At 65.3% G+C, this 24,430-nt stretch carries 23 protein-coding genes and 1 tRNA gene; 8 read left to right on the top strand and 16 right to left on the bottom strand.

The window, feature by feature from the left end; genetic code table 11:
* The first annotated feature begins 56 nt into the window (after window positions 1–56).
* The 3 genes from def to truA all read left to right on the top strand — a co-directional run bounded on the left by def (window position 57) and on the right by truA (window position 2,569).
* Window positions 57–584: a peptide deformylase gene (def, locus tag ACVILL_RS09925; RefSeq protein WP_456728892.1), complete on the top strand. Its 528-nt coding sequence runs from the start codon at window positions 57–59 to the stop codon at window positions 582–584.
* 166 nt (window positions 585–750) lie between these two features.
* The gene (gene fmt, locus ACVILL_RS09920; protein ID WP_456728891.1) at window positions 751–1,686 is read left to right on the top strand and encodes a methionyl-tRNA formyltransferase; all 936 of its coding nucleotides are present in this window, start codon (window positions 751–753) and stop codon (window positions 1,684–1,686) included.
* A gap of 145 nt (window positions 1,687–1,831) precedes the next feature.
* Entirely contained in the window at window positions 1,832–2,569 is a 738-nt protein-coding gene (truA, locus tag ACVILL_RS09915; protein WP_456728890.1) for a tRNA pseudouridine(38-40) synthase TruA, read from the top strand.
* Between the two features lie 63 nt (window positions 2,570–2,632).
* Here truA and dapE read toward each other — a convergent pair whose 3' ends face one another.
* From dapE to rpmH, 11 genes are all read right to left on the bottom strand, one after another.
* Window positions 2,633–3,799 (bottom strand): succinyl-diaminopimelate desuccinylase, encoded by a 1,167-nt coding sequence (dapE, locus tag ACVILL_RS09910; RefSeq protein ID WP_456728889.1) that lies wholly within the window; start codon window positions 3,797–3,799, stop codon window positions 2,633–2,635.
* 17 nt (window positions 3,800–3,816) lie between these two features.
* Window positions 3,817–4,434 (bottom strand): DUF805 domain-containing protein, encoded by a 618-nt coding sequence (locus ACVILL_RS09905; protein WP_456728888.1) that lies wholly within the window; start codon window positions 4,432–4,434, stop codon window positions 3,817–3,819.
* Between the two features lie 219 nt (window positions 4,435–4,653).
* Complete coding sequence (gene dapD, locus ACVILL_RS09900; RefSeq protein WP_021079579.1) at window positions 4,654–5,499, bottom strand: 2,3,4,5-tetrahydropyridine-2,6-dicarboxylate N-succinyltransferase; 846 nt, start codon at window positions 5,497–5,499, stop codon at window positions 4,654–4,656.
* Window positions 5,500–5,642: 143 nt separating this feature from the next.
* Window positions 5,643–6,338, bottom strand: a complete 696-nt coding sequence (locus tag ACVILL_RS09895) for a pyrimidine 5'-nucleotidase (RefSeq protein ID WP_456728887.1) — start codon at window positions 6,336–6,338, stop codon at window positions 5,643–5,645.
* A gap of 190 nt (window positions 6,339–6,528) precedes the next feature.
* Window positions 6,529–7,515, bottom strand: coding sequence for a DUF1036 domain-containing protein (locus ACVILL_RS09890; protein ID WP_456728886.1), 987 nt, complete (start codon window positions 7,513–7,515; stop codon window positions 6,529–6,531).
* Between the two features lie 87 nt (window positions 7,516–7,602).
* Window positions 7,603–8,496 (bottom strand): acetylglutamate kinase, encoded by an 894-nt coding sequence (gene argB, locus ACVILL_RS09885; RefSeq protein ID WP_456728885.1) that lies wholly within the window; start codon window positions 8,494–8,496, stop codon window positions 7,603–7,605.
* A 178-nt stretch (window positions 8,497–8,674) separates the two neighbouring features.
* Window positions 8,675–9,043, bottom strand: coding sequence for a DUF423 domain-containing protein (locus tag ACVILL_RS09880; RefSeq protein WP_456728884.1), 369 nt, complete (start codon window positions 9,041–9,043; stop codon window positions 8,675–8,677).
* On the bottom strand, window positions 9,040–9,693 hold the full coding sequence (gene yihA / locus ACVILL_RS09875) for a ribosome biogenesis GTP-binding protein YihA/YsxC (RefSeq protein ID WP_456728883.1): 654 nt from the start codon (window positions 9,691–9,693) through the stop codon (window positions 9,040–9,042). The genes ACVILL_RS09880 and yihA overlap by 4 nt, the downstream gene beginning before the upstream one ends.
* Window positions 9,694–9,806: 113 nt before the next feature.
* Window positions 9,807–11,687, bottom strand: coding sequence for a membrane protein insertase YidC (gene yidC, locus ACVILL_RS09870; protein ID WP_456728882.1), 1,881 nt, complete (start codon window positions 11,685–11,687; stop codon window positions 9,807–9,809).
* Window positions 11,688–11,690: 3 nt separating this feature from the next.
* Window positions 11,691–12,101 (bottom strand): ribonuclease P protein component, encoded by a 411-nt coding sequence (gene rnpA, locus ACVILL_RS09865; RefSeq protein WP_456728881.1) that lies wholly within the window; start codon window positions 12,099–12,101, stop codon window positions 11,691–11,693.
* 32 nt (window positions 12,102–12,133) lie between these two features.
* Window positions 12,134–12,268, bottom strand: coding sequence for a 50S ribosomal protein L34 (gene rpmH / locus ACVILL_RS09860; RefSeq protein ID WP_008542748.1), 135 nt, complete (start codon window positions 12,266–12,268; stop codon window positions 12,134–12,136).
* A gap of 364 nt (window positions 12,269–12,632) precedes the next feature.
* On the opposite strand from rpmH, the gene ACVILL_RS09855 reads away from it, so the two are divergent.
* The 4 genes from ACVILL_RS09855 to ACVILL_RS09840 all read left to right on the top strand — a co-directional run bounded on the left by ACVILL_RS09855 (window position 12,633) and on the right by ACVILL_RS09840 (window position 16,577).
* On the top strand, window positions 12,633–14,111 hold the full coding sequence (locus tag ACVILL_RS09855; RefSeq protein WP_456728880.1) for a sensor histidine kinase: 1,479 nt from the start codon (window positions 12,633–12,635) through the stop codon (window positions 14,109–14,111).
* Between the two features lie 152 nt (window positions 14,112–14,263).
* Window positions 14,264–14,340: transfer RNA gene (locus ACVILL_RS09850), tRNA-Arg, on the top strand.
* Between the two features lie 317 nt (window positions 14,341–14,657).
* Complete coding sequence (locus ACVILL_RS09845; protein ID WP_456728879.1) at window positions 14,658–16,052, top strand: MFS transporter; 1,395 nt, start codon at window positions 14,658–14,660, stop codon at window positions 16,050–16,052.
* Between the two features lie 255 nt (window positions 16,053–16,307).
* Window positions 16,308–16,577, top strand: a complete 270-nt coding sequence (locus ACVILL_RS09840; RefSeq protein ID WP_456728878.1) for a hypothetical protein — start codon at window positions 16,308–16,310, stop codon at window positions 16,575–16,577.
* 227 nt (window positions 16,578–16,804) lie between these two features.
* On the opposite strand, the gene ACVILL_RS09835 is transcribed toward ACVILL_RS09840, so the two are convergent.
* On the bottom strand, window positions 16,805–18,811 hold the full coding sequence (locus ACVILL_RS09835) for a YgiQ family radical SAM protein (RefSeq protein WP_456728877.1): 2,007 nt from the start codon (window positions 18,809–18,811) through the stop codon (window positions 16,805–16,807).
* Window positions 18,812–18,975: 164 nt separating this feature from the next.
* Window positions 18,976–19,140, bottom strand: a complete 165-nt coding sequence (locus ACVILL_RS09830) for a hypothetical protein (protein ID WP_456728876.1) — start codon at window positions 19,138–19,140, stop codon at window positions 18,976–18,978.
* 123 nt (window positions 19,141–19,263) lie between these two features.
* Here ACVILL_RS09830 and ACVILL_RS09825 point away from each other — a divergent pair, with 123 nt between their 5' ends.
* Window positions 19,264–19,644, top strand: a complete 381-nt coding sequence (locus ACVILL_RS09825; protein ID WP_456728875.1) for a hypothetical protein — start codon at window positions 19,264–19,266, stop codon at window positions 19,642–19,644.
* 75 nt (window positions 19,645–19,719) lie between these two features.
* Here ACVILL_RS09825 and ACVILL_RS09820 read toward each other — a convergent pair whose 3' ends face one another.
* From ACVILL_RS09820 to ACVILL_RS09810, 3 genes are read right to left on the bottom strand one after another with little or no spacing between them, the layout of a single operon-like run.
* Window positions 19,720–21,216 carry a sugar ABC transporter ATP-binding protein gene (locus ACVILL_RS09820; RefSeq protein WP_456728874.1) on the bottom strand — a complete coding sequence of 499 codons (1,497 nt, stop codon included), beginning with the start codon at window positions 21,214–21,216 and terminating at the stop codon, window positions 19,720–19,722.
* The gene (locus ACVILL_RS09815) at window positions 21,213–22,310 is read right to left on the bottom strand and encodes a hypothetical protein (RefSeq protein ID WP_456728873.1); all 1,098 of its coding nucleotides are present in this window, start codon (window positions 22,308–22,310) and stop codon (window positions 21,213–21,215) included. Before ACVILL_RS09815 ends, ACVILL_RS09820 begins: the two co-directional genes overlap by 4 nt.
* Complete coding sequence (locus tag ACVILL_RS09810) at window positions 22,307–24,430, bottom strand: ABC transporter permease (RefSeq protein WP_456728872.1); 2,124 nt, start codon at window positions 24,428–24,430, stop codon at window positions 22,307–22,309. Before ACVILL_RS09810 ends, ACVILL_RS09815 begins: the two co-directional genes overlap by 4 nt.

Genomic DNA, 24,430 nt, shown 5'->3' with positions numbered 1-24,430 from the left:
CCTAACGGGTTCCTGAGCGCATTGACCCCATGAAGTCAGCAGCTTAAATCGCGGCCATGGCTTTAAGAGAAATCATTATCCTGCCGGACAAGCAGTTGCGGCTGGTGTCGAAACCGATTGAGAAGGTGACGCCGGAGATCCGCAAGCTCGCCGACGACATGCTCGAGACCATGTACGACGCACCCGGCATCGGGCTCGCGGCGATCCAGGTCGCGCAGCCTCTGCGGCTGATCACCATGGACCTCGCCAAGCGCGACGAGAACGGCGAGACCACGCCGCAGCCGCGGGTGTTCATCAATCCCGAGATCATCTCGCACTCGGAACAGTTGTCGGTCTACGAAGAGGGCTGCCTGTCGATCCCCGAATATTACGAGGAGGTCGAGCGCCCGGCGCGGGTGCGTCTGCGCTTCACCGATCTCGACGGCAAGCTGCATGAGGAGGATGCCGAGGGGCTCTACGCCACCTGCATCCAGCACGAGATCGACCACCTCAACGGCGTGCTGTTCGTGGACTATCTGTCGAAGCTGAAGCGCGACCGCGTGTTCAAGAAATTCGAGAAGGCCGCCAAGCGCGCGGCGGAGTAGGCTGGGTCGCCCTTCCGGACGCGTCATGGCCGGGCTTGACCCGGCCATCCACGTCTTGCTTCGCTGATGCTGAAAACGTGGGTGCCCGGGACTTCTTGTGCGAAGACGCGCTTCGCGCTCAAGCCCGGGCGTGACGGAGCACTCCAACTCCTGCCGAGTTCTTTCGATGCCTCTCCGCCTGATCTTCATGGGCACGCCCGATTTCGCGGTGCCGACGCTGCTGGAGCTCGTGGCCCATGGCCATGAGGTCGTGGCGGTCTATACCCGTGCGCCGAAGCCGGGCGGGCGGCGCGGCCTGCAATTGCAGCCGACACCGGTCGAGCAGGAGGCGCGCCGCCTCGGCATATCCGTGTTGACGCCGAAAACCCTCAAGACGCCGGAGGCGCTCGACGAGTTTCGTGCGCATGACGCCGATGCGGCCGTCGTCGTCGCCTATGGCATGATCCTGCCGCAGGCCATTCTCGATGCGCCAAAACTCGGCTGCTTCAACCTGCACGCCTCGCTATTGCCGCGCTGGCGCGGCGCCGCGCCGATCAACCGCGCCATCATGGCTGGTGATGCCGAGAGCGGCGTGATGGTGATGAAGATGGATGTCGGCCTCGACACCGGCGACGTCGCGATGGCCGAGCGGCTGCCGATCACGGACAGCATGACGGCATCCGACCTGCACGATGCGCTGGCGCCGCTCGGCGCCGATCTGATGGTGCGCGCGATGGGCGGGCTGCAGCGTGGCGGACTGCAGCTGGCCAAGCAGAGCGAGCACGGTGTCACCTACGCCGCCAAGATCGAGAAGGCCGAGGCGCGGATCGACTGGAAGCAGCCGGCGCACGCGGTGCTGCGGCACATTCACGGCCTTTCGCCGTTCCCCGGCGCCTGGTGCGAGCTTGCAGGCGAGGGCGAGCCGGTGCGGTTGAAGATTCTGCGCTGCGAATTGGCGAAAGGCGCGGGCGACCCGGGCGATGTGCTCGACGATCATCTCGCGATCGCCTGCGGCGATGGCGCAGTCCGGATTATCGAACTGCAGCGCGCCGGCAAGGGACCGATGAAGGCGGCGGACTTCTTGCGCGGCACGCCGCTGAAGCCGCCGGCAAGGGTTTCCTGAGATCGTCATGCGCGGGCTTGACCCGCGCATCCATCTCGAAAAAAGCTTGTCCTGAAGAGGATGGATTGCCGGGCATAGGCGAGCGGAAGCGACGTCGTCCTTTGGACGGCTATGCCCGGCAAGGACGATCAACGAGATTGAACAGATGCCCCGCTACAAGCTCACCATCGAATATGACGGCACGCCGTTCTCCGGCTGGCAGATCCAGGACACCGCACCGACCGTGCAGGGCGCGCTGGAGACGGCGGTCAAGGCGATCTGCGGCGAGGACGTGCGTGTCCATGGCGCCGGGCGCACCGATGCCGGCGTACATGCGCGCGGCCAGGTCGCGCATTGCGACATCGCCAAGCATTTTCCGCCCGGCCGCTTTCGCGACGGGCTGAACGCGCTTCTGCGGCCCAATCCGATCGGCGTGCTCGCGGCCGATATCGTGCCCGACGATTTCGAGGCGCGGTTCTCGGCGACCAAGCGGCATTATCTCTACCGCATCACCAATACGCGCGCGAACCTCGCGCTCGACATCGGCCGCGTCTGGCGGGTGCCGCGCGCGCTCGATGCCGAAGCGATGCACGCCGCCGCGCAGCGCCTGCTCGGCAAGCACGATTTCACCACCTTCCGCGACACCGAGTGCCAGGCCAAGTCGCCGGAGAAGACGCTCGATCAGCTCGACGTCACGCGCGAGGGCAGTGCCATCAGCATCGTGACGTCGGCGCGCTCGTTCCTGCACAGCCAGGTCCGCTCGATGGTGGGCTCGCTGGTCTGGGTCGGCGAGGGGCGCTGGGGTGCCGACGACCTCGCCGCCGCGCTCGCCGCGCGCAACCGCGCCGCCTGTGGCCCTGTGGCGCCGCCGGATGGGCTATATCTGGTGCGGGTGGATTACTAGAGGCCCCAATCCCTACTGTGCATGGGGTTGTTTTCGATGTTTTTGTCCTGCCGAACGGCTGGATTACCCGAAATACCGCTCCAACACGCCGCGATAGATCTTGGTCAGCTTCTCGAGATCGGCCACCGGCGTGCGCTCGTCGATCTGGTGCATGGTCTGGCCGACCAGCCCGAATTCGATCACCGGGCAATAGCTCGAGATGAAGCGCGCGTCCGAGGTGCCGCCCGAGGTGGAGAGCTCCGGCTTGCGGCCGGTGATCTCCTCGATCGCGGCGACCGCGAGATCGGTGAACGGGCCGGGCTGGGTGACGAACACGTTCGAGTTCGACGGCTGCCAGTCGATGTGGGCGCGGATGCGGTTGCCGCAGGCCTTCGCCAGCCGCTCATCGACCAGCTGCCGCAGGCTCTCCTGGGTGTGGTTGTCGTTGTAGCGGATGTTGAACTTCGCCCGTGCCTGGCCGGGGATCACGTTGCTCGCGGTGTTGCCGACATCGACGGTGGTGAATTCGAGGTTGCTGGCCTGGAATTGCGCGCTGCCGTGATCGAGCGGCTCGTCGCTCAGCGCCACGATCAGCCGCGAGATATCGGGCACCGGGTTCGAAGCACGGTGCGGATAGGCGACGTGGCCCTGCACGCCTTCGACCACCAGCGTGCCGGATTGCGAGCCGCGCCGGCCGATCTTGATCATGTCGCCGAGCACCTCGACATTCGAAGGCTCGCCGAGCACGCAATGGTCGAATTTTTCGCCGCGCTCGGCGCACCATTTCAGGAGCTTGACGGTGCCGTTGATCGAGACGTCTTCCTCGTCGCCGGTGATCAGGAAGGAGATCGAGCCGCGGCCATTCTCTTGTGGCTTGCCGCCGCGGTCCTGCAGATATTGCAGCACGGCGGCGACGCTGCAGGCGATGCCGCCCTTCATGTCGACGGCGCCGCGGCCGTAGAGATAGCCGTCCTTCACTTCGCCGGAGAATGCGCCGAGCGTCCACGCCGCTTCATCGCCCGGCGGCACCACGTCGGTGTGGCCGGCAAAGGTGATATGCGGCGCCGAAGCGCCGATGCGGGCATAGAGGTTGTCGATATCGGCGGTGCCGGGCTCCGAGAACGTCACGCGGTGGACGTCGAAGCCCGCGATTTTCAGCAAATTTTCCAGAACGCCAAGCGCGCCAGCGTCGGCCGGCGTGACGGAGGGGCAGCGAACGAGATCGCGGGTAATCGAGACGGCATCGGTCATGCGCCTCGCTTAACACGTCACCGCGCGGGTGGGCCAGCTTTGTGCGGCACGATATCGAGCTCGCTCTGCTGATCCCAGCCCTGCGTGGAGCGCGACCCGCTGTCGCGGCCGCCTCGGCTCACATGGGTTTTTCCCAGCGGATTGGGACCGTAGCGATTGGGGTATGACGTGCCGCGCAGAAAGGCGAGCTCGATGAAGCCCCAGACATAGAGCACGAAGACGACCGTGCCCGCGGCCATCACCCAATAGGAATTATCGGGAAGCCGGTCCGAGAACTGGCTCATCAAACCGGGGATCGCGAAGTACGGGACCATCCACCAGCCGCTCTTGTCGCGGTCGTGCAGGCGCTTGATCGAGACCGCGACATAGACCCAGACGAACAGCACCGTTCCGCTCGCCTTGACCAGCAGGTTCGGTAATCCGGCCCAGCTCAGCGATCTGTAGCTGTCGGGGTCGAAGGCACGGAAGATGTCGTCGACGTTGAAGCCAAACGATCCGCCCTTGCCGCCAAGGCCGGCCGAGACCGCCAGCAGGGCCAGGAACATCATCCAGCAGACGATGATCAGCGCGCCGAGCCAGAATTTGGCCCGGTTGACGCGGCCCTTGAACCCGAACAGGTAATTGGCCCAGTCCATGAAAATGAACTCCGGGCCGCGGCAATGTTTCGCGGCCCGAAGATTTGTCGCTTTGAGGAGGTGCTTGGTTCGATTCTCTGGACCCGTCATCCTGAGGCGCGAGCGTAGCGAGCCTCGAAGGATGAACGGCCGCAGTCGGGCCGTCGACCCTTCGAGGGCCGCTGAAGAAGCGGCCGCCTCAGGGTGACGGTGCCGGGTGAGGAAGTGCCGCCGCGCTTCTCAGTCCCGCAGCAGCTCGTTGATGCTGGTCTTGGCGCGGGTGCGCTCGTCGACGCGCTTGACGATCACGGCGCAGGCGGTGGCGGGGCCGGGCTGGCCGTTCTTCAACGGCTTGGCCGGCAGGGTGCCGGGCACCACGACGGCATATTCCGGGACCTCGCCGACGAAGATCTCGCCGGTCTCGCGGTCGACGATCTTGGTCGAGGCGCCGAGGAAGACGCCCATCGACAGCACCGCGCCCTTGCGCACGATCACGCCCTCGGCGACCTCCGAGCGCGCGCCGATGAAGCAGTCGTCCTCGACGATCACGGGCTCGGCCTGCAGCGGCTCGAGCACGCCGCCGATGCCGACGCCGCCGGAGATGTGCACGCGCTTGCCGATCTGCGCACAGGAGCCGACCGTCGACCAGGTGTCGATCATGGTGGCTTCATCGACATAGGCGCCGAGATTGACGAAGGAGGGCATCAGCACGACGTTGCGGGCGATGAAGGCCGAGCGGCGCACGATCGCCCCGGGCACGGCGCGGAAGCCGGCGTCGCGGAAGCGGTTCTCGCCCCAGCCCTCGAACTTCGAGGGCACCTTGTCCCACCACGATGCCTTGCCCGGGCCGCCCGCGATCTGGCCCATGTCGTTGAGGCGGAACGAGAGCAGCACGGCCTTCTTCAGCCACTGATTGACCTTCCACTTGCCGCTGGCCTCGCGCTCGGCGACGCGGGCCTCGCCCTTGTCGAGCAGCTCCAGCGCGTGGTCGACCGCCTCGCGGACCTCGCCCTTGGTCGAGGTCGAGATGCCTTCGCGGGCGTCGAACGCGGTGTTGACGGTGGTTTCGAGGGCGGACAGCGACATCGGGACGATCCTTGGACGTATCGGGGATTATGACGGGAATTTTGCAGGGCTTTTTCGGAATTTGAGGCGGCGGAGTCAAGGCTGACTCCTCCGTCGTTTTGGCGGGCGGTCTCTCTCCTTCGCCGGGACGACGTATGGAGAGATCAGGGCCTTCCGTTCAGCCGCTGCAAGAAGCCCGTGAGATCGTCAGTGACGTGGTCGACATGAGCGGCGTCGCGGCCTTCGAGCTCCCAGGTCTCGCGCACCACCTCCTGGCTGCCGTCGGGCACGACCAGCACAGTGGTCATGCCGAGCTCATGCGGCACCACCAGGTTGCGCGCGAGGTCCTCGAACATCGCAGCGTTCGCCGGATCGACGTCGTGCAGCCTGAGGAACTTCTGGTAGGTCTGCGGCGCCGGCTTCGGCTCGAGATCGGCGGCGATGATGTCGAACACGCCGTCGAAATGGTGGCCGATGCCGAGCTGGCTCAGCACCGCATCGACATGGTCGACCGAGCCGTTGGTCAGGATCAGCTTGCGCCCCGGCAGTTTTGCGATCGCCGCGCCCATCGCCGGATTCGGCTGCAGCGGCGAGTGATCGATCTTGTGCACATAGGCGAGATAGTCGTCCGCCTGCACGCCGTGCTCGGTCATCATGCCGCGCATCGTGGTGCCGTAGCGCAGGTAATAGTCCTTCTGCAGCCGCCGCGCCTCCTCGGGCGAGATCTTCAGCCAGTTGCCGACGAACTCGCCGATCCGGGCATCGACCTGCTGCCACAGGTTGACGTGATGCGGGTACAGCGTGTTGTCGAGGTCGAACACCCAGGTCTCGACATGGCTGAAGCCGCGGGGAGTTTTCATTGTCGCTCTCCACCGGTCAGTGCGAACGTCGCCGAGCTCTCCGCCGTCGTCCTGGCGAAAGCCAGGACCCATACCGCGGAATCCATCAATAAGGCACGATGCTCGTCGTTCTTCGCCAAACGCAGTCTTGTGGTTATGGGTCCTGGCTTTCGCCAGGACGACAGTGATGTATGTGGCGCCAGCGTCTCCATCACGGCATCGCAAAGCGCAGCGTCTTGCCGCCGCTGGTCATGTCGACGGTGGTGAAGCCGAGCGCGGTGAGGCCGCGGGTGGCGCAGTCGCCCTGCTCGTTGACCTCGAACTTGCTGTCGCGGGTGCAGAGCAGCACCGCGCCGCCCCAGTTCAGCGGCTTGTCCTTGATGCGGATGGTGCGGTTGTCGTTGTCGACCGCCTCGGCAAACGAATAGATCTGCTTCGGCGTGCCCGTGACGTCGGGATGCAGGCACTTGCCGGGGTCGATCCGGTACCAGCCGCGGCTGGTCACCGCCTTGCCGTCATCGGTCGCGACCGCGGCCATCACCTTGTGCGGCGTATCGTTGCACCAGGTCAGCCCCGACGGCGACGGCTTCTGCACGGCATCGACCATGGTGGTGAAGAAGGTCGGCGACTGCACGATGTCGCTCGCGAGGCCACGGCTCTTGAGGAATGCCGACAGCGCGCTCTGGGTCTTCGGCCCGTCGACGCCGTCGATCGGCGCCGCGTCGTAACCCGCGATCACCAAGAGGCGCTGGATGCCGGCGAGCCGCGCCTGCTCGTCGTCATACTCGCTGTCCTCGGCCAGATAGGCGACGAGGTTGCCGTCATCGGTCTGGGTCGGTGTGATCTGGGTGAACTGCGTCGGTGTCTGGCCGGAGCGGCATTGCCGCGCGGCGGCGATCACGAAATTGTCCTGCGCGACGCACAGCGTGTCGGTGCCGTTTTGCGGGATCGGCGAGGCCCCGTAGACGCCGAGCGCCCGCGCATTGAGCAGCACGCGGTCGGCGGTGAGCGCGCCCTGCACCACGACCCGGCAGGTTGCCGGATCGATGCGGAACCAGCCGCGCGTCGCGGTTGCTGCCTTGTCGTCGATGCCGATCGCGGCCTCGATCACATAGCTCATGCGGTTGCAGAGCTTGAGGTCGGCATGCGCCGGCGCCGACGAGAACAGGAACGACACCAGCGCGGCCGGCAGCGACATCGCGAGCCGCGCCGCCCGGCGACCGGCGAGGTATCCTCGCCGTGCGTCCCGCGATGACGGCCTCCATTCGCGCTGCCGCGTCTGCCATTACTTATGGATCAGCGTGCCGGTGCCCTGGTTGGTGAAGAGCTCCAGCAGCACCGCGTGCTGCGTCTTGCCGTCGATGATCACGACGCCCTGCACGCCCTGTTCGAGCGCGTAGATGCAGGTCTCGACCTTCGGGATCATGCCGCCGGAAATCGTGCCGTCGGCGATCAGCTTGCGGGCCTCCTTGATCGACAGGTCCGGAATCAGCTTCTTGGACTTGTCGAGCACGCCGGGCACGTCGGTCAGCAGCAGCAGGCGCTTGGCCTTCAGCGCGCCCGCGATCGCACCGGCGAAGGTGTCGGCGTTGATGTTGAGTGTCTGGCCGTCTTTCGAGGTCGCCAGCGGTGCCAGCACCGGAATCAGCTCGTAGCCGATCAGCTGGTTGAGCAAAGTGAGGTCGACCTTTTCGGGGTCGCCGACGAAGCCGAGATCGACGGCCTTCTCGATATGGGAATCGGGATCGACCATGGTGCGCGTCGTCTTCGACGCCTTCACCATGTTGCCGTCCTTGCCGGAGAGCCCCACGGCCTTGCCGCCGGCCTCGTTGATGTAGCCGACGATCTGCTTGTTGACCGAGCCCGCCAGCACCATTTCGACGATCTCGATGGTGGCGGCGTCGGTGATGCGCAGGCCGGCAGCGAATTCCGACTGGATGTTGAGGCGCTTCAGCATGGTCGCGATCTGCGGTCCGCCGCCATGCACCACCACCGGATTGATCGCGGTCTGCTCGAGCAGCACGATGTCGCGCGCGAACGCCTTGGCGGTATCCTCGGCGCCCATGGCATGGCCGCCGTATTTAATGACGATGGTCTCTTCGTCGTATTCCTGCATGTGCGGCAGCGCCTCGGACAGGATACGGGCCTGATCGAGCGGGCTGATGTGCTGGTCGGTCATGGGGCGGGTCTCGTCGTCAGCGGAGGGGTGGGCGCGGTTCTATCTGATTGCCGGGCAGGGCGCAAAGCGGGAGAGGTATTCGTTGTATCTGTAGCCCGGATGAAGCGAAGCGCAATCCGGGGCATGCACCCGCGGCACGATTCCCGGATTTCGCTTGCGCTCCATCCGGGCTACGGGGTCATCGCTTCGGCCACATGGCCGCGACCGCCAGCGCCAGCCAGCTCAGGATCAGCAGCGTTCCGCCGGTAGGCGCGGCCATCGGAAACAAGCCATGGCCGGCATATTGGCGCAGCACGAGGTCGCCGGCGAACAATGACGCCGCAATGACGAAGCCTGCCGCGGCCACGATTCCAAGTCTTGCATGGATGATCGCGCGGTCGGCGACCGCTATCGTCGCGATCGCGGCGGGTGCATGGAACAGCAGCATCGAGGACGCCGCCGCCAGCCGCGTGGCGTCGGGCAAATGGGCCGCGCCGGCCGCCAGGATCACGCCGCAGGCGCCCATGATCGCGGCAAGGCCGATCAGGAGGCGGGGTGCGCCATTCATAAGCGCCGCTCCTCGATCAGGCGCACCATGGCGGCGCGCAGCTCCGGCATGCCGTCGCCTGTGCGCGACGAGGTCACCAGCACTTCGGGGAAGGCGGCGGGATGCTTTGCGAGCGTCGTGATGGTGTCGGCGATGACGGTCTTGAGTTCGCCGGCCTTGACCTGGTCGGCCTTGGTCAGCACGACCTGGTAGCTGACCGCGGACTTGTCCAGCGTCTTCAGCACGTCGAGATCGACGTCCTTGATGCCGTGGCGCGCGTCGATCAGCACATAGACCCGCGCCAGCGTGGCGCGCCCGAGCAGGAATTTGTGGATCAGCGCCGTCCATGACGCGACCTTGGTCTTCGGCGCCGAGGCGTAGCCGTAGCCCGGCATGTCGACCAGGCGGAAGCCCGCCTTCTCCGGCCCCTCGAAGAAGATCAGCTCCTGGGTGCGGCCCGGCGTGTGCGAGGTGCGCGCCAGGTTGCTGCGGCCCGTCAGCGCGTTGATCAGGCTCGACTTGCCGACATTGGACCGGCCGGCAAAGGCGACCTCGAGGCCCGCCATCGGCGGCAGCGTCTCGATCGACGGCGAGGCCCAGATGAAGCGCCAGTCGCCGGCGAACAGCTTTCGTCCCTGCTCGATCAGCTCCGCATCGGGTTCGGTGGTCATGCGCGGCGGCTCGTTCTCGTTCCGTCATTGCGAGGAGCGTAGCGACGAAGCAATCCATCTCTCCTCGTGTTGAGGCATGGATTGCTTCGCTTCGCTCGCAATGACGGCGCTACCTACGTCGGCTTCTTGGCGAACGTCGACTTCAGATTGTCGAACAACTCCACCTTCACGCCATTCTTGCGCATGATGAAGCTCTGCTGCAGCACCGACAGCGTGTTGTTCCAGGCCCAGTAGATCACGAGACCCGCCGGGAAGCCGGCCAGCATGAAGGTGAAGATCAGCGGCATCCAGTCGAAGATGATCTTCTGGGTCGGATCCGGCGGCGCCGGGTTGAGCTTCATCTGCACCCACATCGTGATGCCCATGATGATCGGCCAGATGCCCATCACCAAATAGGCGCCGAAATGCGGGCCGAGCAGCGCGATCGGATCGAACGGGATCAGCCCGAACAGCGTGAACAGGTTGGTCGGATCGGGCGCCGAGAGGTCCTTGATCCAGCCGAAGAACGGCGCATGCCGCATCTCGATGGTGATGAACAGCACCTTGTAGAGCGAGAAGAACACCGGGATCTGCAAGGCGACGGGAAGACAACCGGCGATCGGGTTGATCTTCTCCTTCTTGTAGATCTCCATCATCTCCTGCTGCTGCTTCACGCGGTCGTCGGGATATCGCTCCTTCAGCGCCTGCAGCTGCGGCTGCACCGACTTCATCTTCGCCATCGAGGCGTAGGACTTGTTGGCGAGCGGGAAGAACAGGAGCTTCACGATCACGGTCACCAGCAGGATCGCGATGCCGAAATTGCCGACCAGGCGATAGAACCAGTCGAGCGCCAGGAACATCGGCTTGGTGATGAAGTAGAAGTGGCCCCAGTCGATCAGAAGATCGAAATGGTTGAGGCCGAGCTGCTTGTTGTAGCCGCCGAAGCCGACCAGCGGGAAGTTGAGGCCGACCGTCGCGGCCTCTTTCGCGCCGGCGAACAGCCGGGCATTGGCGACGCCGGTGCCGCCGATCGGAATGGTCTGCGCGCCGAGCATGTAGTCGGCCTGGTAGCGCTTGTCGCCGGTGGTGAAGCGGGCGGTGTCCAGCGTTGCAGTGGTTTCCGGCAGCAGCGCGGTGGCCCAGTATTTGTCGGTGATGCCGAGCCAGGCGTCGGTGACCTTCGTGAACACGACGCCGCGCGAATTGCCGCCGGTCGGGGTCTTGGCCTCGTCGAGGTTCTTGTAGGTCAGTTCCTGCAGGCCGTGTTCGCCGAGATAGCCGATCGGGCCCTCGTGCAGGATCGCGTAGCCGGAGACCGGCGGCTTGCCGCCGCGCGAGATCAGTCCGAACGGATACAGCGTCACCGGCGCGCTGCCTTGATTGTTGACCTCGTCCTTGACACTGAAGAGGTAGCGATCGTCGATCGAGATGGTGCGGCGGAAGGTCAGGCCCTGGCCGTTCTCATATTTCAGAACCACCGGGGTGCTCGGCGTCAGGCTGTTCGACCCTTCCTGCTGCCAGACGGTTTCGGCATTCGGGGTCTTCACCGACGAGCCGTTGGCGGTCAGCCACAGGAACTCCGCATAATAGGGATCGGCCGTGCCCGACGGCGACAGCAGCACGACGGCGGGTGATTTGGGATCGACCGTCTCGCGGAACTGGACCAGCGCCAGATCGTCGATCCGGGCGCCCTTCAGCGCGATGCTGCCGATAACGCGCGGGGTCTCGATCTTGATACGCGGGCCGGCCTCGAGCACCGTTTCGCGGCTCGCCACCGAAGCCTCAGCCGCCGGCGCGCCCGGTGCCGGGGAGGGAGTTGCCGTTCCGGGAGCGGCGCCTGGAGCAGCGCCGGGCGCAGCACCCGGCGTCGCCTGCGGCGCAGGCTTCAGCAACTCGGCCTGGCGCTGGGCCTCGCGCTGCTTCTCCATCTGCGGCACATTGTAGAAATATTGCCAGACGATCAGGACGAGGCCGGACAGAATGACGGCAAGGATCGTATTGCGGTTGTCGGACATCTCTTAGGGTCTCGTCATTCCATTCGGATTGGGCGCGCTTTTGTTACCCGCCTTGTCGTTACCCGTCTTGTCGTTAGACGTCTTGGGCGCAGGCCGGTCGAGGCGGCGCAGCGCCGACCGCAGGTCGTCAATCATGGTCGCAAAGTCGCGGGTCAGCGCGTCACGACGGCCGACTAGCACATAATCATGGTGCGGCCGCATGAATACGGCATCGACCCGTCTCATCACTTCGCGAAGCCGGCGGCGGATGCGGTTGCGCTCGGTCGCGGTGCCATTCTTCTTGGTGACGGTATAGCCGACGCGGATCGGGCCCTGATCGTCACGCCGGCGGCCCTGCAGCACAAAAGCTGAGGTATTCGCCCGTGCGCTATTGGCAACGGCGAGGAAATCCGCCCGCTGCCTCAGCCGATCCATAATGGGTATCTCCGGAGAGGAGACGTCCGGGCTCAGGCGCTCAGGCGCTTGCGGCCACGCGCACGACGCGCGGCGAGGACCTTGCGGCCGCCGGCCGTGGCGAGACGGGCGCGGAAGCCGTGACGGCGCTTGCGCACCAGTTTGCTGGGTTGATAAGTCCGCTTCACGGGTAATTCTCCGCTGACCGGGCAATTTGCCGTTGTATTGAGATGGAAGTCCGGAGATGCTGGCGGGCCCAGACGAGCCGTTTACGGCCCCAAAGAGCCGCCCCCGGTCAAGACCGGGCCATCGCGGACAGTTGGCGCGGCTTATAAGGGAGCGCCCTGTTTTCGTCAATGTCGCACGGCGTCGCAAAAAGGCTTCTTTGAAACGTCGTATTTGGGGCGAATATAACTGTTTTCGCGGGGTTTTTGACGGCGAGGGAGCGCTTTGGGGCGTCCGGGGAACCGCCGACATTAGCGATCCGTAATTTGACCGGCTTGGGGGCCGGGCCGCATCTTCCGACCCCTAAGCCAAACAAGGCCTTATCTTGTGGCTCTAACTGACGATCGGGCGACCGCGCAGAAGCAGCGGCCCAAGCCGTCCCTTCGGCTCGGGCTGTCGGGCAAGCTTTTGCTGCTGACTATTCCCCTGGTGATGATCGCCGGGCTCCTGATCTATGTGCCTGCGATCGCCAACTTCCGGATGAACCGGCTCAATGATCGCCTCGCCGCCGCCAATACCGCGGCACTGGTGCTGGACGCGGCCCCCTCCGGCCTGGTGCCGGATTCGCTGGCGCGGCAGATCCTGACCAGCATCGGCGCCCGTGCCGTCGCCATCAAGCTCGGACAGCAGCGCCGCCTGCTCGCCAGCGCCGATTTGCCGGCCTCGATCGACCATGACGTCGACATGCGGAGCATGACGGTGTGGTCGGCGATCGTCGACGCCTTCGAAATCATGCTGGAGCATGGTGACCAGACCATCCGCGTGGTCGGGCCCGCGCCGGGCCAGGCGCAGTTCATCGAGGTCGTGATCGACGAGAAGCCGCTGCGGCAGGCGATGTACCGTTTCTCGCGCAACGTGCTGGTCGTCGCGCTGCTGATTGCCGGCCTGACCGCGGGCCTGGTCTACCTCGCGCTGCATTACCTGTTCGTCCGCCCGATGCGGCGGCTGACCGCGAGCCTGGTCGGATTCCACGAGAATCCGGAAAGCTCGGCGCGAATCATCGTGCCCAGCCAGCGTGGCGACGAGATCGGCGTGGCCGAGCGCGAGCTGTCGGACATGCAGCGCGACCTCGTCTCGATGCTGCATCAGAAGAGTAGGCTCGCAGCGCTCGGGCTTGCCGTCTCCAAGATCAACCACGATTTGCGCAACCTGCTGGCGTCCTCGCAATTGCTGTCCGACCAGCTCGCCAGCGTGCCCGACCCGCGGGTGCAGCGCTTCGCGCCGAAACTGCTGCGTTCGCTCGAGCGCGCCATCGCCTTCTGCCAGTCGACACTATCCTACGGCCGCGCGCAGGAGGCGGCGCCCGACCGCCGCGTGATCATGGTGGAGCCTGCGGTTGCCGAGGTGCGGGAATCGGCCGGGCTTGCAACCGATGTCTCGATCACCTGGATCAGCGCGATCGAGCGCGGCCTCACCGTCGATGCCGACCCGGACCAGCTGTTCCGCGTGCTGCTCAATCTGGTGCGCAACGCGACGCAGGCGCTGGAAACCCGGCAGGACAGCGACGGCGGTGCCCAGCAGATCCGCATCACCGGCCGCCGTGAGGGGACGGTTGCGATCATCGAGGTCTCCGACACCGGCCCCGGCGTACCGGCCAAGGCGCGCGAGCATCTGTTCGAGGCGTTCCAGACCTCTGGTCGCCCCGGCGGGAGCGGGCTTGGCCTCGCGATCGCCGCCGAGCTGATCCGCGCCCATGGCGGCCATATCCATCTGGTCGAGGGCACCATCGGCGCCACCTTCCGGATTTCGATCCCGGATCGCCCGGTGGAACTGCTGTCGGTCCGCAGCGAGCGGGCGAGGGCGTAGGGCATGCCCGGAATTCCGGGGCAGCCAGACGTCGCCGAATTTGGTGCTTCCAGACCTTGCCAACCGGACCGGGAGCCTGTAGCTAGAGCGCTCTTTCGCGACGCTCCGGGGCTCCCGGAGCCATCCGGGCTTCTAGCCTGACCCGCGAAAATGCGCCCGTAGCTCAGCTGGATAGAGCATCAGACTACGAATCTGAGGGTCGGACGTTCGAATCGTTCCGGGCGCGCCACTTCGGTATGGAACCGCGAACGCCGGCAGCCGCCCGTTCAACGCCTGAGGCGGCGCTAAGCGCCGGTAGCAGTTCGGTTTTGCGACGCCAAAGGCGCTGGTCGGCCGGAGCACGCGAGCGACAACGTGTTTGTCACTTTGGCCGCCATCCAACCTTCTGAAAATTCGTCTATTTCTTTCGGAACATGCGCCGGATCCTCCAGCGAACCTGCCCGACTTTCGTGCGTTATCGACTCGGAACTCGGACCGGTCGGCTCTCCGACTTTCGAATCGCAGTCACGAGGTGACTGTTTGCTCGGTCGGTAAAGGATACGACCAATGCTCCGGACATTTCTGACCGCTGGTCGACGTGCTGCGGACGACCGCCAGCCGATGGTGGTCGACGAGCAGGAGGTCAAGCGCGCCGTTGGTGCCACCGCGATGGGAAACGCGATGGAGTGGTTCGATTTCGGCATCTACAGCTACCTTGCTGTCGTCCTTGGCAAGGTCTTCTTCTCCAGCAGCAGCGACGGATTGATCTACAGCCTGGCCGCATTCGCAGTCGCCTTTCTGGTTCGCCCGATCGGTGGGTTCTTCTTCGGAATGCTCGGTGACCGGATCGGTCGCCGGGGCATACTCGCCATAACGATCATCTTGATGGCAGTGGCCACCTTCTCGATCGGCTTGATCCCGAGCTACGCATCGATCGGCATCTGGTCGCCTGTTCTGCTCTATGTCGCCCGTCTGGTGCAGGGCTTCTCCAGCGGCGGCGAGTACAGCGGTGCCTGCACGTTCGTCACCGAGTTCGCGCCCGATCGGCGGCGCGGCTTCCTCGCATCGTTCCTGGAGGTCGGCACCATCACCGGATTTATCGCGGGAGCGGCGCTCGTCACCGGCCTGACGGCGGCGCTCGGCGACGCGGCGATGGAGTCGTGGGGCTGGAGGGTACCATTCCTGCTTGCCGGTCCATTCGGGCTCATTGGGCTCTATCTGCGGCTCAGCCTCTCGGAGACGCCAGCCTTCGCCACAATGGACGAACGGGCACATGCGCGGTCCGGCGGGGGCCGATTGCACGACATCGTCATTGAGCACAGCCGGGTCTTTCTGCTCTGCATGGCCGTGGTGGCGGCGCTCAACGTCACCAATTACCTGGTGCTGACCTACATGCCGAACTACCTGTCGGGGACGCTCGGCTACGACACCAAGCACAGCCTATTGCTCAGCCTGCTGACTATGCTCGCGATGCTGGTGGCGATCCCGTTCGTGGGGCGGCTTGGCGACCGGATCGGCCGACGTCCAGTCCTGCTGGCCGCCTGCGTCGGCTATTTGGCGTTGTCGTTGCCGTCACTGTGGCTGCTGCAAAGGGGCTACATCGTAACGACCCTGGCAGGGCTCCTGATCCTCGGGCTGTGCCAGACGCTCTTCATCGGTACGACACCATCGACGCTACCGGCCATGTTCCCAACGGCTATCCGCTACGGCGGGCTGTCGATCGCGTACAACTTGTCCGCCTCACTGTTCGGCGGAACGGCGCCGCTGGTGGCCGAGTGGCTGGTGCGCACCACAGGCGACGATTACGTGCCCGCCTACTACGCGATGCTGGCCGCGCTGGTTGGGCTGCTTGCCGTGCTGCTCATGCGTGAGACGGCCGGGCGGCCGCTGGAGGGATCGGCGCCGACCATCAGCACCGACGAGACGCACGGCCTGCAACCTGCGGCCGCCGTTGCGGAATGAGCGCGGCCACCCCGCTCAAATTGCGAAATAGAACCCGCTCAGTGGAAGGTTGGGGAACATCGTTTTGTTCGCAGCGGCGTGCCATTCATCTTTGTTTTCATTGGACTTTTAAGGCACGAACGCCTCGCGACGCGAGCGCAATGCCGTGCGTTTTCGCGCCCGGCCTCAATTTTTTGTGCAACGCATCAATATGATATTGCGTTGCAATAAATCGAGGCTACGTCTGCTTCTCGAATCCCATCGAGGAGCCTTCACGTGACCAAGATTTCCCTCTCCATCATTGCTGCCGCCACCCTCGCGATCGCGAGTGCAACGGTCGCGTCAGCTGCGGAGCTTCCGACTTATGAAGCCGCGGGCCTGCCGATCTCTCCGGTGCAGGCTGGCGTGCTCGGCGCCGCCAATGCCCACGAGCAGACGCCGACAGCCGCAACGTCGGCGACGCCGCACCAGCTCAACGTTCTGACGCCGCGAAACAAGATGACCACTGCACGGGCGTCGGTCCGCACGGACCGCTCGCTGCACTGACCGGCATAGCCGGCCCATTCGAGAGGGCCGCGACACCATCGCCGGCCTTCTCGTTTCCGCACAAGTCGCGGCGCTTGTCGGAAAAATCCACTCGCCCGTTGAACGCCTTGCGCCTCTCGCGACATACGCGCGGAACGCGTTTGCGCGGAGGTCATGCCCAAACAAAGGACCGAAGCGCGATGACGATTCAACCTCATCTCATCGCGTCTTAGCTCCACGCCGCCTGCTCACTTGCCCATCCGCAGGCCCTTGGTGGTGAAGCGCTGCGTCCGGCCGTCCGGGCGGATCGGTCGTCGCGTTCCGGCAGCCTTGCCGGTGCCGGGCGGTTGGTGTGCGGGCACCAACTGATCGGGACGCGAGCCGATCAGATCGGCGCGGCCCATCTGTTTCAGCGCCTCGCGCAGCAGCGGCCAGTTGTCCGGGTCGTGGTAGCGCAGGAACGCCTTGTGCAGCCGGCGCTGCCGGAGCCCCTTGATCGCCTCGACCTTGTCGCTCGCCCCGCGGCGCACGCCGCGCAGCGGATTGACGCCGGTGTGGTACATCGCCGTGGCGGTCGCCATCGGCGAGGGCAGGAACGTCTGCACCTGATCGGCGCGGTAGCGGTTCTTCTTCAGCCAGAGCGCGAGGTTCATCATGTCCTCGTCGGTCGTGCCCGGATGCGCGGCGATGAAATAGGGGATCAGATAGTATTTCTTGCCGGCCTGCTCGGCGGCAGCATCGAACATCTTCTTGAAGCGGTTGTAGGCGCCGATGCCCGGCTTCATCATCTTGTCGAGCGGGCCGCGCTCGGTGTGCTCGGGCGCGATCTTCAGGTACCCGCCGACGTGATGGGTGACGAGTTCCTTGATGTATTCAGGGCTCTCCACCGCAAGGTCGTAGCGCACGCCGGAGGCGACCATCACTCGCTTGACGCCTTTCACCTCGCGCACCTTGCGATAGAGCCGGATCAGGTCGTCATGCGAGGTGTTGAGGTTCGGGCAGATCTCGGGGAAAACGCAGGACGGCCGCCGGCAGGCCGCCTCGATCTTCGGATCCTTGCACGCCATCCGGTACATGTTGGCGGTCGGTCCGCCGATGTCGGAGATCACGCCGGTGAAGCCCGGCGTCTTGTCTCTGATGCGCTCGATCTCGCGCAGGATCGAGCCCTCCGAGCGGTTCTGGATGATGCGACCCTCATGCTCCGTGATCGAGCAGAAGGTGCAGCCGCCGAAGCAGCCGCGCATGATCGTCACCGAGAAGCGGATCATCTCCCAGGCCGGGATCTTGGCGTCCTTGTAGGAGGGATGCGGCGCGCGGGCGTAGGGCAGATCGTAGACGGCGTCCATCTCGGCCGTCGTCAGTGGAATAGGCGGCGGATTCAGCCAAAGGTCGCGATCGCCGTGACGCTGCACGAGCGGCCGCGCATTGCCGGGATTGCTCTCACGGTGCAGCACGCGCGAGGCACGCGCATAGGCCTCGCGGTCCTGTTCGACCTGCTCGCACGCCGGTAGCCGGATCACGACGTCGCCGGGATGGCGCGCCGCGCCCTCGTCGGCGGTGTCGAGATCATCGGCATGCAGTTCGCTGCAATCCTCGGGCACCCGACGAAACAGCGCAGTCCCTCTGATGGAGGCGAGATCGCGTGGCGCCTCGCCCGCGGCAAGCCGGTGCGCCACCTCGACGACGGCACGCTCGGCATTGCCGTAGAGCAGGATGTCCGCCTTGGCGTCCGCCAGCACCGAGCGTCGCACCTTGTCGGACCAATAGTCGTAATGCGCGATGCGGCGCAGCGACGCTTCGATGCCGCCGAGCACGATCGGCACGTCCTTGAATGCTTCGCGGCAGCGCTGGGCATAGACGATGGTGCAGCGGTCCGGCCGGCGGCCACCCTCGCCGTCCGGCGTGTAGGCGTCATCGTGGCGCAGCCGCCGGTCTGCCGTGTAGCGGTTGACCATCGAATCCATGTTGCCGCCGGTGACACCGAAGAACACGCGCGGCTTTCCCAGCGCCTTGAACGGCTCGGCCGATTGCCAGTCGGGCTGCGCGATGATGCCGACCCTGAAGCCCTGGGCCTCCAGCAACCGGCCGATGATCGCCATGCCGAAGCTCGGATGGTCGACATAGGCATCGCCGGTCACCAGCACGATGTCGCATTGGTCCCAGCCGAGCGCCGTCATCTCCGCACGGTTCATCGGCAGGAACGGCGCCGGCTTGTCGGCGCGCGCCCGGTGGCGCGGCCACGACGTCAGGGACATTTCGGCGTTGGCAAGGGTGCTATGGCGCCCACGCATAAGACTCCGGCGTCGCGAATTCAACCGATCAGCACGCCGCCCGGCCCGATCGCGCGTGTTGCCATGGCCGAACAGTTCCCGACCGGCTGAAGGGATCCGAATGGCCGTCAGCAAATCATGCCGATATCTCAATGGCATAGGAAATCAATGCCGCGCCATTCTTCGGCATCGTTCCAGCGGGCAATCCCGGCGCCCTTGCGGCGATGCCATTGGCGGCGTCCCCTGGCCTGGCCGCCGGCAGTAGCGCAAGCGCCGGTCATCGGTGGCTTGTTCAGATTGATCGGCTCTTCCAATGGGGAAGCCGGGTGAACGCGAGGCGCTTTGGCATTCGATCTCGATCGCATCCGTAGAACCTGCTCGCCGCATCCGGCGACAAATACTGCGCGATCGTCTCCAATGTGGTCCGGGAGAGTGGAATGATGTCGGACAGATTTGTTCTCACCTGCATCGTTGGTAGTGCTCTGATCCTGGGAGCTTTGGGCGCGACCGTGCACGCGCAGACGCCGTCGAACTGCAAGGAGCCGCGGGAGGGCACCAATGGCGTCCCGATATTCTCACCGCCGCTCGCCAACGTGGTGACGGGCAACGGACGACTGCAATTCTATTCGGCGCCGAATCTTCACTGCCCGATCAGCGGGGTGTTCGTGATTCCGAACGACGAGCTCGTTGCCTATGCGCAAACCGATGATGGCTGGTCGTCGGTGATGTACCTCAATCCGCGGGGCGGCAACGACGTCTCGGGTTGGGTAAGGTCGGCAAGATTGAAGACGACGGGGACCGTCGGTCCGAAGCAGTAGACGATCGGGATCGCGGCGGATGCTGCTCGGCAGCGATCGCGTGGCGAGCAGCCGTGACGGATGCCCGTTCCGGCGTCAATGGATCGCCGCGTACATGATCTTCTCTTCGGTGGCTTCGAGCGCGGAGAATTCCTCCACCACCTTGCCCTGGCGCGAGACCAGGATGCGGTCGGACAGCGCCATGATCTCGGGCAGATAGGATGAGATCACCACGACAGCCTTGCCCTCGTCGGCGAGCTGGTTGATCAACTCGTGGATCTCGACGATGGCGCCGACGTCGACGCCGCGGGTCGGCTCGTCGAAGATGATCAGCTCGGGCTCCTGCACCAGGGATTTGGCGATCACCACCTTCTGCTGGTTGCCGCCCGAAAGTTCGACCACCTTGGCCTCGTCGCCGATGGCGCGGACCTTGAGCCGCTGGGTCCAGGTCTTGCCGACCGTGTTGGTCTCGCGCCGCGACAGCATCATCCGGCCGCCGGGAAACTTCGAGAGCAGGCCGAGATAGATGTTGCGGGCGATCGAGGCGGTCTCGAAGAAGCCCTCGACCTTGCGGTCCTCGGTCACATAGGCGATGCCGGCCTTGACCGCCGGCGCCGGGACCCGGTAGCGCACCGGCTTGTCGTGCAGCAGGATCTCGCCGCCGTGGAAGAAGTCGCGCTTCAGGACGCCGGAGACGATCTTGAAGGTTTCGGTGCGGCCCGCGCCGACCAGGCCGAACACGCCGGTGATCTGCCCGGCAAACACCGACAGCGAATTGTTCTTCACCATCGGTGCCATCTTGAGGTTCTGCACCGTGAGCACACGCGCGCCGGCCGGCCGGACGCTGGTCTTGCGCGCGCCATACAGCGTGTTGGAGAGATCGCGGCCGACCATCGCCTGCACGATCGCCGCGCGGTCGAATTTCGCCGCGTCGTCGGTGATGACATGCTTGCCGTCGCGCAGCACGGTGATGCGGTCCGCGAGCAGCAGGGCCTCTTCCAGCGCGTGTGAGATGAAGACGATCGAGACGCCGCGCTTCTTGAGGTCGCGGACCAGGTCGAAGAAGTATTTTTTCTCTTCCGGCGTCAGCGACGCGGTCGGCTCGTCGAAGATGATGACCTTGGCCTTGTGCAGGACCGCGCGCGCGATCTCCACCATCTGCTTCTTGGCCGCGCCGAGCCCGCTGACGGTCGCGGTCGGCGTCACGTCGAAATTGAGCGATTGCAGGAATTGCTGGGCGGCGATGTAGATGCCGCGCAGCCGGTTGTAGAATTTCTCCTGCCCGAGAAACAGGTTTTGCGCCACCGTCATGGTCGGCACCAGGCTGTTCTCCTGGAACACCATGGCGATGCCGAGATTGCGCGCCTCGAGCGGCGTGCGCGGCGCGACGTCCGAGCCATCGACCGTCATGTTGCCCGAGGTCAACGTCACGACGCCGGCCATCACCTTGGTCAGCGTCGACTTGCCGGCGCCGTTCTCGCCGACCAGTGCGTGGATCTCGCCGCGGCGCAGATCGAAGTCGACGCCCTCGATGGCGGGCACGCCGGCGTAGAGCTTGGTGGCCTTGCGCAGGGACAGCACGGTGTCGGTCATGAGCCGATCTCCTCGGCGAGCCCGGCGAGGGGCAGCTTCAGCACGCGGCCCGGCCCCTTGGCGATCAGCACGAGGTCGCCGCCGAGTTCGAGCGCCGCGACGATGCCGTGATTGACGCCGTCGACCCGGCTGTGCAGCGAATAAAGCGGCTTGCCGTCTTCGCCGAGCCGGATGACGAGGCCGTAGGAGCGCGGCGGCGCCCATGGCTTGATGACGCCCATCGTCTTGATGTGCGCGCCCTGCATCGGCTCCTTGAACGAGAAGCCCGAGCGCAGCCGCGGCGCCACCCAATAGGCCGGATCGATCTCGGCCATCATGCGGCGCCGGTAGGCCGGTTCGCGCAGCACGAACTCGATCAGCTGGGTGCGCGCGGTGAACGCCGTGAGCCAATAGCCGCCACCCGTGGCCTTCGACAGCCGTGACGGATAGACCGGCAGGTGACCGAGCACGATCTGCGGTGCTTTCCCGTCGGCGACGAGGACGAGGCGATGCCGCCAGCTCTCGCTGACCAGCACGCCATCGCCGCGCGCGCAGGCGCCGAAGGCGTAGCCGAGTTTTGCGGCCAGCGGCTTCACCGATCTGGTCTTGGGATCGAGCCGGAATACGCGGCCGCTCCGGTTCAGCTCCATCAGGTCGCGCGCCCAATCGTCGATCCCGCAGGTCGCTGAGCCGTCGGTCGCAATCAAGGTGCCGTCGCTGGCCTGCGTCAGCGCGTTGATCGCATTGAAGGCGGCATCGGTGAAGGTCACGCCCGGCTCGCCCGACGACGGATTGGTATAGAGGCGCACCTCGCGGCCGCCGAGCGCGACGGCGATGCCGCCGTTGGCGAGTGCGCAGAGCGCCGAGACCGGCTGCTCGAAGCTGCGCAGCTCGGTAGCGGTGCTGCCGTCGAGCCGCAGCAGGCGTCGGCCGTCGGCAACATAGAGGTTGCGGCCGTCGGTTGCGAGGTCTTCGGGCGCCTCGCATTCCAGCAAGGTCGTCGCGGCCTCGAGTTTTTGATTCGGCTTGAGCGCGCCGTCGAACGACGGCACGGTGATGGTGGCCTCGCCACGGCCGAGAAAGTGGTTGGCGAATTCCCTGACGGCCGCGATCACGACAGCTTCCCCCAGCGCTTGTCATATTGCACGAAGTCCGGGTCGGCGTTTTCGAGCTTGTAGCGGCCGATCCGGTTGTTCATGATGCCGCCGAGATAGAGATAGCCGCGATGCTCGCGCATCGAGGTGATCATCGGATGGTTCTCGCCGCGCAGGTCCCAGAATGATTCGAGGATCTTGCCCTGCTCGTTGAATTTGACGACGCAGCCGGTGTTGATGTTCGGGAACAGCCATTCGTCGACCGGGACGCGCTTGGCCATGCGGCGGCGGAAGCCCGGCATCTTCCAGGCGAGGTCGAGCGAGGGGCTGCGCATGCCGACCAGCGCCAGCCAGTAATTGCCGTCGGACGCGAGGTTGATGTTATCAGGGTAGCCCGGCAGATTGTCCATCACCACCTCGACCTGGCCCTTCTTCGGCCCGGCGAACCACAGCCGCTTGATCGAGCAGCCGAAGGTTTCGGCGAACAGGATCGACACCCCGTCGCTGGCGACGCAGATGCCGTTGGGGAATTTCAGGCCGCGCAGCGCGGTATGGGTGGCGCCGGTCTTGGTGTCGTAGCAGATGATGCGGCCGTTGCCGCGGGCCTCCAGGCCGTCGATCGGCCATTCGTCCATCTCGTAACGCACGGTGGCTTCGGAGAAGAAGATCAGGCCGTCATCGGTGATGTCGAGATCGTCGGCGAGCCGCAGGCGGCTGTCGTCGTTCACCGAATGCATGCTGCGGTTGGTCTCGTCGGTCGCCTTCTCCACGGTGCCGTCGGGCGTGATCCGGTAGAGGCCCATGCCGCCGATGCAGACATAGAGATTGTCCTGCCGGTCGAAGGCCATGCCGAGCGGCTGCCCGCCGATATGGGCGAACACCTCCATCCGCTGATAGTCGGGCGCGAGGAAACGCATGATGTCGCCGTGGCGCGAGCCGGCGTAGAGATTGTTGTTGCGATCGAGGATGACGTCCTCGGGTGCCTCGATGCGGCCGAGGCCGATCAGTTCGACGTCGCGCAGCTTGTCGTTCTGCTCGAACGGGCCGCCCTGGCCGATCTCGGTGGCCGGTGGCGGCGGCAAGGCGTGATAGGTCGGCGCGACATAGACCTTGCTGATGATGCGGGTGCGGTTCTTCTGCCAGCGGATGTCGACCATGGCGGCGACCAGCAGGATGCCGGCGAGCGCCATGCGGTTGATGCCGCCGCGCGCGTTCAGCGTGGTCAGGCCGTTGGTGATCAAAAGTACGATCAGCACGCCGACCAGCGACTTGGCGACCGAGCCCTTGCCGCCGCCGAGCGTGATGCCGCCGAGCACGGTCGCGGTCAGCACGATCACCTCGAGGCCAACCCCGATGTCGCCGCCGACGGTGCCGAGCCGGGCGGCAAAGAACAGCGCGGCGATGCTGGTCAGCACGCCGCTCGCGACATAGCAGAGCGCGATGGTGCGGCGAACCGGAATGCCGGAATTATAGGCCGAGCGGCGTGAGCCGCCGATCGCGGTGATGTGCCAGCCCGGGCGCAGCCGGGTCATGAAGATATGGCCGAAGATCGCGATCGCGATATAGACCAGCGCGACGCTCGGAATGCCGAACACGTCACCGCCGCCGATGAAATTCCAGGACGGGATGTCGGGAAAGGCCGCGGCGATCGCATTGGAGTAGCGCTGGATCAGGAGATCGAACGCGGAGCGGTAGATGATCAACGTGATCAGCGTGGTGATGAAGGCGCGCAGCCGAAGATAGCCGATCAGGACGCCGTTGACGGCGCCGAGCAGCGCGCCGCAGGCGAGGGTGGCCACGACAACCGCAGGCACCGGCCAGTTCAGCACGTCGAGCAGATAGAGCGCGCAGAAATCCGTCAGCGCGAAGATCGATCCGACCGATAGATCGATGCCGCCGACGATGACGACAAGCGCCATGCCGAGCCCGATGAAGCCGATCTCGCCGGCTTGGCGAGCGGTGTCGGCAAGGCTCGCCGGCGACAGGAAGTGGTCGATGGAGCGGCTGAGCGCGAAGCCGACGATCAAAAGCAGGATCACCGGAATTGCGGTCTCGGTCCAACGCTTGGACAGGATCTCGCCGAGGAGGTGATCCGGCCAGTAGCGGTAACGCAGGCTCGTCAAGGTGTCGCGCATCGGCAT

The organism is Bradyrhizobium sp. USDA 3364 (assembly GCF_054056355.1).
Note: the sequence above shows the minus strand (reverse complement) of the source record. Positions and strands in the feature narration are given on the sequence as shown.